Consider the following 16,640-nt stretch of genomic DNA (forward strand, 5'->3'; position numbering starts at 1 on the left):
GATGGTGCCGGAGAGCGCTGAATCAAGCCATCCGTGACCATGCCGGGACAAGGATAGGGCTCAGATCGCCTCGTCCCGGTTGCTTCACCTGCGTGGCACGATGTGGAGGTTCAGTGAAGCGAACCGATAATCGCAGGTGGGTGCGATTCATGCACCGCTTTTGACGCCTCACGCCCCGGGTGTTGTGCACTCGTTATGCCTGCGCCCCACTCGTCCCCTCTGTCCCCGACATGGATCCGCCGCGCAGAGGGTGCCTATACGCTTCAAAAAGGCGTCAAAATTGGGCATTCTTCACATGTGGTAACCATGGACGTACGGCCCCAGCTCATCGACGCACTTTCCGCCCTGCGCGACCGTGTCGCTGCCGTGCGTCTTCCACTCCCGCTGCCGGGAGCCGCGCGCTCCCGGCAGACGAGGACCGAACTGCTCGCCCAGCTCGACGACTACCTGGTGCCCAGGCTCAAGGATCCTGATGCGCCGCTCCTCGTGGTCATCGGTGGATCCACCGGCGCCGGTAAGTCGACGCTCGTGAACTCGCTCGTGGGATGCCGGGTCAGCGAGGCCGGTGTGCTGCGGCCGACCACCCGCACCCCGGTACTCGTCTGCCACCCGGACGACCACCACTGGTTCGCGGGGGTACGCGTGCTGCCGCAGCTCACCAGGGTGTGGCTGCCGCCGGGGCAGGCCCCGGACCCGGACGGGCTCGACCACCTCGGCCCGGAGGGCGAGGACGACACCGTGCTGCGTGTGGAGACCGCGGCGACCCTGCCCCGGGGACTCGCGCTGCTGGACGCCCCCGACATCGACTCGATCGTCGTACGGAACCGGGTCCTCGCCGCCGAACTCATCTGTGCCGCCGACGTATGGGTCATGGTGACCACCGCGGCCCGGTACGCCGACGCGGTGCCGTGGCATCTGCTGCGTACCGCCAAGGAGTACGACGCCTGCCTGGTCACCGTCCTGGACCGGGTTCCGCACCAGGTGATCGCCGAAGTGTCCCGGCAGTACGCGGCGCTGCTCACCCGGGCCGGACTGGGCGAGGTGCCCCGCTTCACCATCCCGGAGCTGCCCGAGTCCGCGGGCGGCGGCAGCGGACTGCTGCCCACCACCGCCGTCGCGCCCCTGCGCGCCTGGCTCACCCACAGGGCACAGGATCCGGCGGCCCGTCAGCAGGCGGTGGGGCGTACGGCGTCCGGGGTCATCGACTCGCTCAACGCGCGGATGCCCGAACTGGCCGGGGCGGTCGCCGCGCAGTACGCGGCGGCGGTGCGGCTCATCGGCGTGGTCGAGGAGGCGTACGGGGCGGAGTCGTCACGCGTCCGCAGGCGGCTCCAGAACGGTGCCGTGCTCGCGGGTGACGCGCGTACCCGGTGGCGCGGATATCCGCTGTACAGCACCGCCGGGGAACTGCTCGACGCACTCGTGGAGAGCCTCGCGGCCCTGCTCCAGTGCGCCGTGGCAGCCGCCGACGAGCAGATCCGCACCACCTGGCAGCGCGAGCCCGCGGCAGGGGACTTCAGGTTCGAGGAGGCGGGCCGGGAAGCCGGTGGGTGGGGACCGGCCGAGGACATCCAGGGTCGGATCGCCATGGCCGTACGGCGCTGGCGGCGCGTTCTGGAGGAACTGGCCGAGGAAGAGACGCGGCTGCTGGAACGCAATGCCGCACCCGACGCCGAGACGGTGGCGGCGCTGCTTGCGGCCGCCCTGCTCGGCGGGCGCCGGGCCCGGGGTGCCGGGGAGCAGCTCGCCGAACGGATCGGCGCCCAAGGCGCACTGAGGCTGCGCGACAAGGGCGGAGTGCTGCTCACCAGCTATCTGGACCAGGTCCTGCACGGCGAACGCGACCGGCGGCTCGCCCCCCTCGACGCGCTCGAAGTGGCCCCCGAACCGCAGGCCGAACTGATCGCCGCGCTGTCCGTACTGCAGAAGAAGAGGTGGAAGCGATGACCGCTGTCACTGACCAGGGCCGGGACCGGGGGCAGGGTCCCGAGCACGGAAGGCCCGACGGAGCGGCCGATGGGGCGGCCGGTGGGGTCGAGGGCGCCGAAGGAACGGAGGGGGCGGCAGGTGGGCGCTGGGACGACGGACTCATCGCGCGACGGGCCGCGGACGCCCTGAAGGAGGGCGCCGAGAGGGAGCGTCCGCCGGACGACGACGTACGGCCCCAGGTCGAGGCGTACGGACTGCCGGGCAGCCCCCTGCGCCCGCGACTCGACGCGCTGCGCGAGCTGGTCGGCCTCTCCCGCGCCAGGCTCGACGGGGACGTCCTCGCCGAGGCGGGGCGCGTCCTGGACGAGGCGTCGGCCCGGCAGCGGCTCTCCTCACGGCACACGGTCGTCGCCATCGCCGGGGCGACCGGCAGCGGGAAGTCGACCCTCTTCAACGCCCTCGCGTGCTCACAGATCTCCGAAACCGGGCTGCGCAGGCCGACCACGTCCGCGCCGATCGCCTGCAGCTGGACCGACGGAGCCGCCGGGCTGCTGGACCGGCTGGCCGTTCCCGGCCGGCTGCGGCGCAGGCCCGTGCAGGGAGGTACGGACGTCGACGAGGCGCTGCAAGGGCTCGTACTGGTGGACCTGCCCGACCACGACTCGGCCGCGACCGGCCACCGGGAACAGGTGGACCGGGTCCTCGCGCTGGTCGACGCGGTGATCTGGGTCGTCGACCCGGAGAAGTACGCCGACGCGGCCCTCCACGAACGCTATCTGCGACCGCTCGCCGGACACGCGGAGATCACCTTCGTCGTTCTCAACCAGATCGACCGGCTCCCCGGAGAGGCCGCCGACCTGGTCCTGGACGATCTGCGCAGGCTGCTCGACGAGGACGGCATGGCGGTGGGCGAGCACGGCGAGCCGGGCGCCACCGTCATGTCCCTGTCCGCCCTCACCGGCGCCGGGGTGGCGGACCTGCGCGAGCTGCTCGGCCGGTTCGTCCAGGACCGTACGGCGGCCGCGGCACGGCTCTCCGCCGACGTGGCCGCGGCAGCGGCTCGGCTCAGGCCCGTGTACGTCGCCGAAGGGCGCCCCGGGCTCGGTGAACGGACGCGTGAGGAATTCGCCGACCGGCTCGCGGAAGCCGTCGGCGCGGCCGCCGCGGGGCAGGCGGCGGAGCGCGAGTGGCGCAGGAACGCGGGAAGGGCCTGCGGGACGCCGTGGCTGCGGCTGTGGCGCTGGTACGAATCCACCCGGCAGCTCGGCGGCCTGGACCTGATGGCGCAGGCGCTCGCGCCACCGGAGGAGGAACTCACCGCCCGGCAGCGCGTGGAGCAGGCCGTACGCACCCTGGCGGACGACGCCGTCGTCGGGCTGCCCGCGCCCTGGGCCCAGGCCGTGCGCGAGGCGGCGGTGAGCGGGGCGAAGGGCCTGCCGGAGGCGCTGGACGAGCTCGCACGCAACGCCCAGGCCGGCGCGGGAGCGGCCGGCCGGGGGCGTGCGGGAGGCGGCGGGCACAAGGGTGCCGCGGATCCCGGTGCGGCTACCTCGGGCGCGAGGGGCGCGGGGGCACAGGGGATGCAGGGAACGCAGGGCGGGCCGGCCGGGTCGAGGGCCCAGGGCTCAGGGCCGCTCGGCTCAGGACCTCTTGGCTCAGGACCTCTCGGTTCCGGGGCTTCCGCCAGGGGCGTCGCTCCTGCCGCGGGGGCGCTCGGCGGCCGGCCCGTCAGGCCTCCACGGCCCGCGTGGTGGCCCGCCGCGGTGCTCGCGCAGGCATCGATGACGCTGCTTCAGATCTTCGGCGGACTGTGGCTGCTCGGTCAGATCATCGGCGTACTCGAACCGGGCCTCGTCGCCCCCGCGCTGCTCATGCTCGGCGGGGTCGTCGGCGGACCGCTCGTGGAGTGGTCCTGCGCGGCTGCCGCGCGGGGCCCGGCGCGACGGTACGGGCAGGAGGCCGAAAGGCGTCTGCGCGAGGCGGCGGCCGGATGCGGCCGGGCCAGGGTCCTGGACCCCGTTGCGGCGGAACTGGCGCGCTACCGCGAGGTGCGCGAGCGGTACGTGGCGGTGACGGAGTTTTCCACAACCGGCCGGTAGTCCACAGGCGCCGGCAGGATTCCCGATTTCCGTCCAGCATGGGATCACACCGGATCCCACCGGACCGGTGCAGGACGGATACGGGGGACGAAATGAACGAGACCTTGGTGACGCTGGTGGGAAATGCCGCGACCGGAGTGGAGTTCAGGGAGACGGCCACGGGGGGAATGGCGCGATTCCGGATGGCGGCGACTCCGCGTCGATGGGACCGCGAGAAGCAGCACTGGGCCGACGGGCACACCAGCTTCTACACGGTGTGGGCGTGGCGGACGCTGGCATCGAATCTGGCCGGTTCCGTCTCCGTCGGAGAACCCCTCGTCGTGCACGGCCGTCTGAAGGTTCGTGAGGAGGAGCGGGACGGAACCTGGAAGACCTCTGTGGACATCGAGGCCGTGGCGGTGGGACATGACCTGACCCGGGGGACAGCCGCCTTCCGGCGTGTGGTGAGGGGGGAGCCGTCATTGACGGCCCGTCGGACGCGCCCGAAGGGGAGTGCGGCCGGCAGTGAGGCGCATGGCGGCGAGGCAGGCGGCAGCGGGGCGGACCGGAGCCAGGCAGGCGGCAGCGGGGCAGGCAGGAGCGGGGCAGGCGAGGGCGCGGCGGTCAGGTTCCCGCAGGAATCGGCGCATCGTCAGAAACAGGCCACGGAGATGGTGTCCGTGTCCTGAAATAGGCAGGACGCGCCGGAGAAGGCGATAACGATTACGAGTCGGAATGGTTATCCAACGGTATGACGGGGGACTGTCCCTCGCCCGTTCCTTAGGATTCCTCAGTACTCATGCGGCACTTGAGTCTGCTGGCGAGGCAATCCCCACACACGCACCATGCGTGAAGGCCTCGCACGGAGGGGAATTCTGTGTTTTCTGTGTTTTCTGCGTCCGCAGCGTCTGCTTCGCCGTCCACTGCGGCGACGGAGCACTCCGCACGGGGCCGAAGCCGGGGTCGGATGCGCGACCAGGTGCCGGACCGGAGCCGGAGAGACCGCCGAGGACGCGGTCTCGCCCGGTGGGCCGCCGCGGCGCTGGCGTCCGGTCTCGTCGCGGCCGGCACCCTCGGCGGTGCGACGACGGCGGCGGCGGAGGAGACGGGTCAGCACCAGGGCGGCGCGACCGCGGTCCTGGACGGCCTGAAGACCTTCGACCGTGCGCTGCTCCACACCGGCGGCGAGGGCGGCCAGGAGCGCACGACTCAGGAGCTTCCCGCAGGTCTGTTCGAGATGACCGTCGAGGGCGGCGGCCGGCTCAAGACCTACTGCATCGACATCCACAACCCCACCCAGGACCAGGCGAAGTACCTCGAGACCCCCTGGAACCAGACCTCGCTAGGCGCAAACAGGAACGCCGGGAAGATCCGCTGGATCCTGCAGCACTCCTACCCCCAGGTCGACGATCTCGCCGCCCTCGCCGACAAGGCAGGCACCGGGCCGCTCACCGAGCGGACCGCTGCCGCGGGCACCCAGGTCGCCATCTGGCGCTACTCGGACAACGCAGAGGTCGAGGCCGCCGACAAGCAGGCCGAGAAGCTCGCCGACTGGCTGGAGGACGAGGCCGTCAACATGGCGGAGCCCAAGGCATCCCTCGCCCTGGACCCGGCCGCGGTCTCCGGACGTGCGGGTGGGCGGCTCGGCCCGGTCACGGTCCGCACCGACGCGGGCCAGGTCTCCGTCGCGCCGCCCGCCGACGCCGCGGCCAGCGGGATCACCATCACCGACAAGGACGGCAAGCCCATCACGGAGGCGGCCGACGGCACCGGCCTCTACTTCGACATCCCCGAGGACACCGCGGACGGCTCCGCCGCACTGACCGTCCAGGCGACCACCTCCGTGCCTGTCGGCCGGGCGTTCGCCGGGGTGACCAGGAGCCAGACGCAGATTCTGGCCGGCTCCAGCGAGTCCACGGTCTCCGCGACGGCCACCGCGACCTGGGCCGAGACGGGCGCCGTGCCCGCTCTCACGGCGAAGAAGAACTGCGCCAAGGGCGGCGTGGACATCACCGCGGCCAACAAGGGGGACGCCCCGTTCACCTTCGAGCTCGTCGGCTTCGAGCACACCATCGAGGCGGGAGCCACCAGGACGGTGACGATCCCGGTCGCCGAGGACCAGGCGTACGACTTCACCATCACCGGGCCCGGCGGCTTCCGGAAGAACTTCAAGGGCGTCCTGGACTGCGCCACCGCGGGCAGCACCGCGACGGGAGACGGCGTGGGCACGCAGAGCGCCAAGCAGCCCGTGCCCGCCTCGACCGGCACCAGCTCCACCGGCATCGAGGGCGATCTCGCCGAGACGGGCGGGTCCAGCGCCACGCCGCTCATCGCGGGCATCGCCATCGGCCTCCTCGTCCTCGGCGGCGGCGCGGTCTTCCTGCTCCGCAAGAAGAAGCCGGCCGGCGAAGGCAATGACGGTGGAAACGCCGAGTAAGTGACCGCTCGCGCATCGTGACGATGCGCCGGTGACGGGCCCGGTGCGCACGCGCGCACCGGGCCCGGTGCGTTCCGGGCGGCAGGACGGGGGTACCGGGGGGCGGACTGGTTTCCGTCAGGGTGCGTACGTCAGGCAAGATGGGTGTATCTGCCCACACCTCTATTGCTGCCGGACGGTTTCTCTTGGCTGAGTTCATCTACACCATGCGCAAGACGCGCAAGGCGCACGGCGACAAGGTGATTCTCGATGACGTCACCCTGAACTTCCTGCCCGGCGCGAAGATCGGTGTCGTAGGACCCAACGGTGCCGGTAAGTCCACGGTGCTGAAGATCATGGCGGGCCTCGAGCAGCCGTCCAACGGCGAGGCGTACATCACGCCCGGTTTCAGCGTCGGCATCCTCATGCAGGAGCCGAAGCTCGACGAGTCGAAGACCGTCCTGGAGAACGTCCAGGACGGCGCCGCCGAGATCATGGGCAAGCTCAAGCGCTTCAACGAGGTCGCCGAGCTCATGGCGACCGACTACTCCGACGCGCTCATGGACGAGATGGGCAAGCTCCAGGAGGACCTGGACCACGCCAACGCGTGGGACCTGGACGCCCAGCTGGAGCAGGCCATGGACGCCCTGGGCTGCCCGCCCGGCGACTGGCCCGTCAACAACCTCTCCGGCGGCGAGAAGCGCCGTGTGGCGCTCTGCAAGCTGCTGATCGAGGCCCCGGACCTGCTCCTCCTCGACGAGCCCACCAACCACCTCGACGCCGAGTCGGTGAACTGGCTGGAGCAGCACCTGTCGAAGTACCCGGGCGCCGTCGTGGCCGTCACCCACGACCGGTACTTCCTGAACAACGTCGCCGAGTGGATCCTCGAGCTCGACCGCGGCCGCGCGATCCCCTACGAGGGCAACTACTCCACGTACCTGGAGCGCAAGGCCACCCGCCTCAAGGTCGAGGGCCGCAAGGACGAGAAGCGCCAGAAGCGGCTCAAGGAAGAGCTTGAGTGGGTCCGCTCCAACGCCAAGGGCCGGCAGACCAAGTCCAAGGCACGCCTCGCCCGTTACGAGGAGATGGCGGCCGAGGCGGACAAGATGCGGAAGCTGGACTTCGAGGAGATCCAGATCCCGCCGGGCCCGCGTCTCGGTTCCATCGTCGTCGAGGTCGAGAACCTCTCGAAGGCCTTCGGCGACAAGGTCCTCATCGACGACCTGTCCTTCACGCTGCCCCGCAACGGCATCGTCGGCATCATCGGCCCGAACGGCGCGGGCAAGACCACGCTGTTCAAGATGATCCAGGGCCTGGAGACGCCGGACTCCGGCGCCATCAAGGTCGGCGACACGGTCAAGATCTCCTACGTCGACCAGTCCCGCGCCAACATCGACCCGAAGAAGACCCTCTGGGCCGTCGTGTCGGACGAGCTGGACTACATCAACGTCGGCCAGGTCGAGATGCCCTCGCGGGCGTACGTCTCCGCGTTCGGCTTCAAGGGCCCGGACCAGCAGAAGCCGGCCGGCGTCCTGTCCGGTGGTGAGCGCAACCGCCTCAACCTGGCGCTGACGCTCAAGGAGGGCGGCAACCTGCTGCTCCTCGACGAACCCACCAACGACCTCGACGTCGAGACCCTGTCCTCGCTCGAGAACGCGCTGCTGGAGTTCCCCGGTGCGGCCGTGGTCATCTCCCACGACCGCTGGTTCCTGGACCGAGTCGCCACGCACATCCTGGCGTACGAGGGCGACTCCAAGTGGTACTGGTTCGAGGGCAACTTCGAGTCGTACGAGAAGAACAAGATCGAGCGCCTGGGCGCGGACGCGGCCCGTCCGCACCGTGCCACGTACAAGAAGCTCACGCGAGGCTGATCGTGGCTCGTCACATCTACAGCTGCCCGCTGCGCTGGTCGGACATGGATGCCTTCGGCCACGTGAACAACGTGGTCTTCCTCCGCTACCTGGAGGAGGCGCGCATCGACTTCATGTTCCGGCTGGCGCCGGGGGACGGTTCGCCGTCCTTCGCCGGCGGGTCCGTCGTGGCACGGCACGAGATCGACTACGTGCGACCGCTGGTCCACCGGCACGCGCCGGTGACCGTCGAGTCGTGGGTGACGAAGATCGGTGCCGCGTCGCTGACGATCGCCTACGAGATCAAGGACCCCGAACAGGTCTACGTACGGGCGTCGACGATAGTCGTGCCCTACAACCTGGTGGAGGAGCGGCCCCGGCGGATCACCGCCGAGGAGAAGCTCTTCCTGCAGGAATACCTCGATCAGGAACCTGCCGCCGCATGACGGTGCCCGTACGGTCTCTGCAGTTCGCCGACGCGAGGGAGGCGGCGGATCTCGCCGCCTTCCTCGGCCGGCTGCTCCACTACGACCGGGCCGCCGCTGTCCGCCTCCAGGCGGGCGGCGGCGCGCTGGCGGTGTTCGGCCGGCCGCCGTCGTTCGAGGTCCTCGCGATCCGTACGGCCCGGCTGTCCGGCACGCACGACTTCGACACCACCGTCTCGGCCGGTGAGCTCCTCGAATCCCTGGACACCGGGGAGAGCGACGAGGTGAGCGCCGGATCGGGCGCCCTGCCCGCACCCGTGACCGGTCCGCCGTGGACCGGAGTGCTGCCGCCGCGCCGCGGCTGGGAGGAACGGCCCGGACTGCCGGGGCCGTTGGTCCTTCGCGCCGCGCTGACCGAGGCCGTCGCGGAGTTCCGGGCGCGTGACGAGGCGCTGCCCGAGGACCGCCGTACCCGGGCGGAACGCGATCTGATCGGACGCGACATCTGGTCCCGCACGGTCGGCGACACCGAACTCCCCCTGCGCGCCGTCCACGCCGCCCAGTCCCTGGGCTTCCTGAAGCCTGCCCCGGACTTCCCCGTCGCGCTGCTCGGTGCCGGATCGTGGCTGCGGCTGCGCACCCCGTTCGGCTCGATCGCCCTGAGGGGCGCGGGCGGCGGACTCGGCAACCTCGCGGTGACGGTCCAGAGGGCCTGAGCCCGCGCACTACTCCGCCGGTGTGTCCTTCGGTCCGTCCGGCCACACCCCGATGTGGTCCTGTTCCAGCTCCAGCATCACCCGGTGCTCCATGCCCAGCGCCTCGGTGTAGTCGGCGGGCAACTGCAGCCGGCCCGCCCGGTCGAGCATCGCGTACTCCCGCGCCACCTGCGACTCCTGGCCCGTCGCCGCGTCGACCTCCGTGCGCCGCAACACCTCGGAGGACGTACGGCCGTCACGGATCGCGACCGTGCGGCGTACCTCGCCCGCCACCGCGAGGTCATGGGTGACGATCACGATCGTGGTACCGAGCTCCTCGTTGGCACGGCGGAACGCCGCGAACACCTGCTCACCGGTGGCCGAGTCCAGCTCACCGGTCGGCTCGTCGGCCAGCAGCACCGACGGGTTGTTGGCCAGGGCCACCGCGATGGCCACCCGCTGCTGCTGGCCCCCGGACATCTGCGCGGGACGCCGGTCGCGGCAGTCCGCGACATCGAGCATCTGCAGCAACGACTCGGCACGCGCGGCCCGTTCACGGTTCCGGCCGCCGCCGCGCAGCTGCATCGGGAGGGTGATGTTCTGAACGGCGGTCAGATACGACAGCAGGTTGCGGGAGGTCTGCTGCCAGACGAAGCCGACCACATCGCGGCGGTAGCGCAGGCGCTCCTTCGACCCCATCGCCAGCAGATCGCAGCCCGCGACCTTCGCCGACCCGGCGGTGGGCACGTCGAGACCCGCCAGGATGTTCATCAGGGTGGACTTCCCGCTGCCGGAGGCGCCCACCAGCGCCATCAACTCGCCCTCGGTGACGAGCAGGTCGAGCCCCTGCAGGGCCTGCACCTCCACCCCGTCCGTGGAGAAGATGCGCACCAGCCGGTCGCAGGCGATCAGCGCGTCATGCCCGTACGACGGCCGGTCGCGGCGTGCGGAGGCCCGCTGTTCGAGCTCCGCCAGGGTGGTCTCTGTCGACGACGTCATCGGGTGTCTCCTGCCCTGAGTTCCTTGATCGATCCACGGCGGCTCGCCCACCAGGCCTGGACGCCGGCCACGGCTGCGGCGAGGACGACCACCCCCAGCGCCGGAAGGGCCAGCGACCAGAGGTCGGCCCGCAGTGAAGCGGCGTTCGATGATCCGGATTCCCCGCCCGCCAGCGCCAGCGCGGCCAGGTCGACTCCGGGTGCCAGCAGGGCGATGGTCGTCCAGCCGACGAGGAGCCCGCCGAACGCGGCCAGCAGCGCCTGCGGCATGGCCTCGAACGCGAGCAGCCGCCGGCCCTGCCGGGTGGTGAGCCCCATGGTGCGCAGCCGGGCCAGCAGCGTCCTGCGCTCCGGTGCGGTCTGCAGCAGGGAGAGGAGCACGGCGAGCAGCGCGTATCCGGCGCCCGCCGCGACAGCCGCCCCGTAGATCCGCTCGGCGCCCGACTGCATCGGGGTGTCGACGAACGCCTTGCGCTCCTCCGAGCGCAGCCGGACGGTGAACTGGCCCGCGCCCTGCGCGGCGGCCCGCAGCTCCTCGCCGTCCGCCGCCGCGCCCGTGACCATCAGGGTCGTGGGCTGCCGCGTCGGGAGCCCCGCGGAGTCGACGATCAGGAAGCCGGAATCGGTCACCGCGGACGTGCGCGAGCGGACGGCGGCGACCCGCACCGTGATGTCCCCGCCCTCCGACCGGATCGTGTGCGGCTCGTCGCCGAGCAGTTCCGCCACCTCGGGGGAGGCGATCGCCGGCAGTACGTCGCCCTGTTCCCGGCGGGCCTTCAGCAGGCCGACGGGCAACGCCGGCTGACCCGATTCCCCGGCCAGCCGGGCGTACGAACCCGGCTCCACGCCCAGCAGTGTCGCCCGTTCGGTGTCCCCTCTGACGTCCAGGTCGGCGGCCAGCGGAACGCTGTACTCGATGCGTACGGCCGCCACGTCCCGGACACCGTCCATGCCCCGCACCGAGCGGACCAGGCTGTCCGGGACCGCCGTCAGCCCGACGTTCTCGCCGCTGATCCGGGCGTCGGCACCGACCGCCCGCAGTGCCGCGGCGTCCCGCGCGTCGGCGACCCCGGCCAGCACCGAACCACCGAAGGCCGCCGTCGTCAAAGCGATCAGCAGGGCCAGCAGCGGCAGGGTGCCGCTCGCGCCGGTCCGGCCGGCCCGGGCCAGCGACAGGAAGCCGACCGCTCCGCGCAGCCGCGCGACAGGGCGGGCCGCCAGCCGCAGCGGCAGCGGATAGAGCCGTACGAGAACGAGAGCGGCGATCAGCCCCACCAGGACGGGGGCCGAGCTGACCAGCAGATCGGCGTCCGAGCCCGTTGTCGTACCCCGCCGGCGCAGGGCGGCGACCGCGCCGACCGCCAGGACGAGCAGGGTCAGTTCGGCGACCGTACGCCGCCGCGACGGCTTGGCGTTCACGACGTCCTCGCGGGCGCCGTGCAGCAGCGGCCTGCGGTGGTACAGCGTCGTGCGGAGCGGCAGCGCCACGCAGACCAGGACCGCGACCGAGGCGGCACCGACGACGGAGGGCCACCAGCGGGCCTCGCCGATGACGATGACGAGGACGGCCGGCAGCAGCCCGAGCGCCGCCGCGGGCAGGACGGCCACCGCGGTCTCGGCCAGCAGCCGACCGCCGATGCCCCGCAGCGAGCCGCCCCGGGAGCGCAGCAGGGCGAGTTCGCCGTGGCGGCGGGCGCCGATCAGCCCGCCGGTCATCAGCAGGACCACGGCGGCCACCGCTCCGATCCCCACGGCCGCGACCGTGACGACGGGGCTGATCGCCGCACGCATCGACGTGTAGGCGTCGAGAATGGCGTCCAGATCCGTGGTGAGCGTCGTGTTGGGCCCGGCCAGCGTGCGCAGTTCCAGCAGCTCGGGGCCGTTCTCCAGCGAGGCGACCGCGTCCCGGAGGCGGGGGGCGTCGGCGGCGGTGAGTCCGGAGGGGTCCGGGGCGACGCGCCAGTAGAGCTCCGGCTCGCCCGCCGTGTCCAGCAGCGCCGGTCCGGTGTCGGGAGCCAGGAGGAGCGTCCCCTGCCAGTAGAAGACCGGCGTCCGGGAACCCGGGTCCGCGACCAGGGACGGGGCACGGTGGAGGGGGTCGACCGACCAGTAGCCGCTCTTCGGCTGCAGCGGGGTCACGAGCCCCGTGATGCGTACGGTCAGCGACTTCCCGCCCTGGGTGGGCACCGAGAGGGTGGAGCCCACCTTCATCTTCAGTTCCGCAGCGGTTTCCTCGGTGACGGCCGCCTCCACCTCACGGGTGGCGGCTGTCACCTCGCCGCGTGCGACGGGCCAGCCGCCTTCGGCCAGCCTGCTGTGCTCGCGGAGCGCCGACGGGGCCGCGTAGAACAGCTTGGCGGGCATCGCGTCCGGGCGGGGCAGCCAGGCCTCCTGCGCGACGATCGGCTTCGACGTGTGCACCCCGTAGGAGGAGCGCGGCAGATCGGCCCGTACGGGTGAGGGAAGGCCCTTCACCAGCGCGCGGTCGACTCCGGCCAGCGCCTCCTCACGCATGGACTGCTCGCGCACCGCACGCGGTGCGGCGAGCGAGGGCGGGGGCGTGGTCACCTCGAGCACGCTCAGCCCGGGTGACGCGGTGCCGATGTCGTGGCGCAGTGCCTTCGCTTCGTACGCGTCCACGGAACGCGGGAACGCGGCGGCGAGGAACGCCGTCAGGAACACCAGGACCGCGAGGGCGGCGCTGATCCCCGGGGCGGTACGCAGCCGCGTACGGACCCACGGGGCGCAGGCGGCCGGAATCTTGGCGGCGGTCATGTCAGTTGTCCCCCTGGTGGCGCAGCGAAACGGCGGGGTCGGCCCGCCTCAGCGTGATGGCGGCCACGATCAGCAGCGGGAACGCCGCCACGGCGGCCAGCAGCACGGCGACCTGACCGGCAGGAAGCAGCACCAGGACATCAGGCACCGGCCGCGCCGCCCGGCCCGTCAGCACCACGAGCGGCACCACGGCCCTGGTCAGTACAGCCCCCAGAGCGAGCCCGATCAGTAGCGCGACGGCGATCAGGATCCCCTGCTCCGCGGCGACCATCCGGGCCAGCCTGCGGCGGGGCGTGCCCAGGGCACGCAACACCGCGAACTCGGCGGACCGTTCGCGCTGCGAGCCCACGAGGCCGACCGCGTAGCCGACTGCGGCCAGCGCGGCGGCGACCGCGGCGACCGCCAGCAGCGCGGACTGCGGACCCGCTCCCAGCGGGTCGTCCGCCAGTTCCTGGGCCGTCTCGTCGCGCACCAGCACCTGGGCCGGGTCCGTACCCGGCAGCTTGCGCAGCTCGGCCGCCACGTCAGGCCCGTCGCCGGGTGCCGTGCTCAGCCACCACTCGGTGGGCGCCAGGGCGGCTCCGGACCGGTGGGCGAGCACCTCGGACACGGCCCTGAGGTCCAGGAGCAGGCTCCCGCCGGGCTTCGTCGACGACTCCGCACCGCTCACGGCCACGGGAGCACCTGTGGTGGGCAGCTGCCGCACCGCCTTCGCCAGGGTCACCCGGACCGTCTGGCCCGCCAGCGTGAGGTCGACGTCCTGGCCCAGCTTCGCCCCCGAGTACGTCAGATACGCGTCGGTCGCCACCGCCTTCAGCGCCGGAGCCGGTGCACGGATCGCGGTGATCCGGAGCGTGCCGACCGGGCCGCCGCCGAAGAACGGCTCCGGCGTCAGGACGGCCCCGGTGCCGTACCTGAAGGAGGGCGCGGCACCCGAGCCGGTCACCGTCCGCGGTGTCTCGCCCGGCCTCACCTCCCCGGCTTCGGTCACGGTCGTGGCAGCCCGCCAGCGGACCCCGTCAGGGACCGGAACCGGCTCCTCGCTCCCACTGCCGGTCCGCGCCCTGAGCCCCGTCACCGAGACCAGTCGTCTCTCGGCGCGGTCCGCGGGCACATCGCCGTCCACCTCGAAGCCGGTCACGGCCAGTTCGCCCGACGGCGACACGGGGACGGAGACGGTGTGCTCGCGCCCGTCGACGGGAACGGCTCCGGCACCGATCCGGTAGCCGATGCCGTAGCGGTCCTCCAGAAGAACGCTCACCAGCGGAGCCGAACCGGCGGGCTTCCTCACCCCGGGCGCCGCTTCGTCGAGGATCCGGAGATCGAACACCGCACGTGTGCTGCCCTTCGGCAGCGTCACCCCGGTACGCGCAGCCTTCGGCGGGGTGATCGCGTCGAACACCTTCTGTGGTGCCGAGCCCGCGAGGTCCCTCCGCATCAGCATCCGCTCGTCCGCGTGCGCGGTGTCCAGCGCCAGCACCTCGGCCGTCCGCCCGCCGGACAGCTCGGCCGTCGCACGGAACGCCGGAGCCGCCTCGCGCACGCCGGGCAGATCCGTGTACGGCGCCGCCTTCGCCGGGTCGTTGCCGAGCCCCGCCACGATCCGTACCGAAGCACCGGACCGGAAGTCGGCCTGGTCGCTCTGCGAGCGGTCCCACGAGGCGGCCTGGCCGATGGCCAGCATGCCCGTCGCCACGGCCAGCACCAGCAGCAGTACCGGCCCCGCACCACGCAGGGGACGGCGGCTGAACTGCCAGCCGGCCAGCGCCGAGGACAGTCCCCGCCCGCCCGCCGCACGGCGCTCCGCGAGCCTCGCCGCAGGTGGCAGCAGCCGCAGAGTCAGTACGGTTCCCGCGAGGAGGGCGAGCGCGGGCGCGGCGACCAGCAGCGGATCGATGCCGAGATCGCCCTCCCGGTCGCCACTGAGCGCACCGCTGCCGGACAACCCGGTCTGCCGGTCGAGCTGCCAGTACGCCACAGCGGCGACCAGCAGCAGCCCGAGGTCGGCGCCCGCGCGCACCGCAGTGGGCAGCGCCGCGGCGCGGGAGCCCCGCCGCCCGCCCGCACTCGCGGCCAGCGCCGGTGCCACCACGGCCAGCGCGCAAGCCAGGGCGACGGCGGCGGCCACCAGCCACACCGAGCCGGTCACACCGTCGCCGAGCCGCAGGCCGATCCGGGTCAGCCCGCTCCGGTCCGCGAGCAGCCGGGTCAGCGGTCCGGCGAGCAGCGGGGAGACGAGAGCGGCCGGCGCGGCGAGCAGCAGTGCCTCGGTCGCGGCCAGCGAGGCTATCCGGCCCCGCGAGCCGCCCCGGGCCCGCAGCAGTTCGGTCTCGCCGGCTCGCTCGCTGCTCAGGAGCCGGGCCACGAGCAGCAGGGCGTAACCCGCGAGCAGGACCAGCTGGACGGCGACGATCATGATCGTCGAGCGGGACACCAGCAGCGCCCGGTCGATCTGTTCGAGGACGGTGGGCAGTGAGGTCCGCACCGTGACCCCGCCGTCGAACACAGGGGCGGCCGACAGCGCCTTCGGACCGTCCGTCGAGGTGCGGTGCAGGTCCCCGGTCCGGCCGGTGGTCACCGTACGGAAGTCGGCGCCGGCCAGCCAGGACACCCCGCCGGGACTGAGCCGGCCGGAGGTGAGCACCGCAGGGTCGGCGAGCAGCGGACCGTACGTGGTGAAAACGACCTTGCGGACCCCGCGCCCGCCGAGCGCGTCCAACCGCCAGTACGGGTCGGCCTGGTCGGACACCTCGTACAGACCGGTGATCTCGACCTGGAGCGGTGCCCCGCCCAGCCGGTCGGCGAGGGTGAGACGCGCGCCGGGCTTCAGCTTCAGTGCCTCCGCGGCGGTACGGGGGAGCGCGACCTGCACCGGCCCGGCAGCGTCACCGGCTCCGGCGACAGGCATGCGCCCCTCGGCGAGGCGGACGCGGCTGCGGTCGAGCGAAGCGAGGTGCGTGAGGTCGGGTTCGCCGCGCCGCCCGGCCGGATCCTGGAGGCCCCGCGGCAGCGCGTACGGCCCCGAGGTCTCCAGCGTCCGTACGGTCACCGGCAGCCCGTCGAACGTCGCGCGGGCCGCCCTGCGGACCGTCTCGTCGGCCTCCTCACGCCGCTCGCGGTCCACCTCGGCGGACACGGACAGCGAGGCGGACTCGGCGGAGCGGTGGGTCAGCGTGTGCCGCAGGGCGGCGTCCCCGACGGAACCGGAGAAGGCGGTCAGAGCGGCCAGCACACAGGTGGTGAGCAGCACGGCCAGGAGGGCGGCCGCGAGAAGCAGCCGGTGCGCACGCACACGCAGAAAGACGAACCCCGTCACCCGATCCCCCGAACCCTCAGCAGCCGCACGCCCCCCGACGTTCCCAGGATGCTTTCAGAGTGCACGGGCTCCTGGAAACCGCTTGCGGTCGCTATTGATGGGATCGTGACCGTTATCCGGCGGCGGAGCACCGGATTCCGCACGTGCGCGGTGAGGGG

At 72.4% G+C, this 16,640-nt stretch carries 10 protein-coding genes; 7 read left to right on the top strand and 3 right to left on the bottom strand.

Annotated elements, in window-relative coordinates; genetic code table 11:
* Window positions 1–306 precede the first annotated feature (306 nt).
* The 7 genes from OG844_RS32775 to OG844_RS32805 all read left to right on the top strand — a co-directional run bounded on the left by OG844_RS32775 (window position 307) and on the right by OG844_RS32805 (window position 9,414).
* Window positions 307–1,947 carry a dynamin family protein gene (locus OG844_RS32775; RefSeq protein WP_406395241.1) on the top strand — a complete coding sequence of 547 codons (1,641 nt, stop codon included), beginning with the start codon at window positions 307–309 and terminating at the stop codon, window positions 1,945–1,947.
* Entirely contained in the window at window positions 1,944–4,028 is a 2,085-nt protein-coding gene (locus OG844_RS32780; RefSeq protein ID WP_406395243.1) for a GTP-binding protein, read from the top strand. The genes OG844_RS32775 and OG844_RS32780 overlap by 4 nt, the downstream gene beginning before the upstream one ends.
* A gap of 92 nt (window positions 4,029–4,120) precedes the next feature.
* Window positions 4,121–4,696, top strand: a complete 576-nt coding sequence (locus OG844_RS32785) for a single-stranded DNA-binding protein (protein ID WP_406395245.1) — start codon at window positions 4,121–4,123, stop codon at window positions 4,694–4,696.
* Window positions 4,697–4,974: 278 nt separating this feature from the next.
* The gene (locus OG844_RS32790) at window positions 4,975–6,444 is read left to right on the top strand and encodes a Cys-Gln thioester bond-forming surface protein (protein ID WP_406395247.1); all 1,470 of its coding nucleotides are present in this window, start codon (window positions 4,975–4,977) and stop codon (window positions 6,442–6,444) included.
* A 185-nt stretch (window positions 6,445–6,629) separates the two neighbouring features.
* Window positions 6,630–8,294, top strand: a complete 1,665-nt coding sequence (gene ettA / locus OG844_RS32795; RefSeq protein ID WP_329210991.1) for an energy-dependent translational throttle protein EttA — start codon at window positions 6,630–6,632, stop codon at window positions 8,292–8,294.
* A 2-nt stretch (window positions 8,295–8,296) separates the two neighbouring features.
* Window positions 8,297–8,719: a thioesterase family protein gene (locus OG844_RS32800; protein WP_329210993.1), complete on the top strand. Its 423-nt coding sequence runs from the start codon at window positions 8,297–8,299 to the stop codon at window positions 8,717–8,719.
* Entirely contained in the window at window positions 8,716–9,414 is a 699-nt protein-coding gene (locus OG844_RS32805; RefSeq protein ID WP_406395249.1) for a hypothetical protein, read from the top strand. The genes OG844_RS32800 and OG844_RS32805 overlap by 4 nt, the downstream gene beginning before the upstream one ends.
* A 9-nt stretch (window positions 9,415–9,423) precedes the next feature.
* On the opposite strand, the gene OG844_RS32810 is transcribed toward OG844_RS32805, so the two are convergent.
* The 3 genes from OG844_RS32810 to OG844_RS32820 are packed head-to-tail and all read right to left on the bottom strand — an operon-like array spanning window position 9,424 to window position 16,482.
* On the bottom strand, window positions 9,424–10,392 hold the full coding sequence (locus tag OG844_RS32810) for an ABC transporter ATP-binding protein (protein ID WP_406395251.1): 969 nt from the start codon (window positions 10,390–10,392) through the stop codon (window positions 9,424–9,426).
* Complete coding sequence (locus tag OG844_RS32815; RefSeq protein WP_406395253.1) at window positions 10,389–13,166, bottom strand: FtsX-like permease family protein; 2,778 nt, start codon at window positions 13,164–13,166, stop codon at window positions 10,389–10,391. The genes OG844_RS32810 and OG844_RS32815 overlap by 4 nt, the downstream gene beginning before the upstream one ends.
* Before the next feature lies 1 nt (window position 13,167).
* Window positions 13,168–16,482: an FtsX-like permease family protein gene (locus OG844_RS32820; RefSeq protein ID WP_406395255.1), complete on the bottom strand. Its 3,315-nt coding sequence runs from the start codon at window positions 16,480–16,482 to the stop codon at window positions 13,168–13,170.
* Window positions 16,483–16,640 lie beyond the last annotated feature (158 nt).

Source organism: Streptomyces sp. NBC_00887 (genome assembly GCF_045207585.1).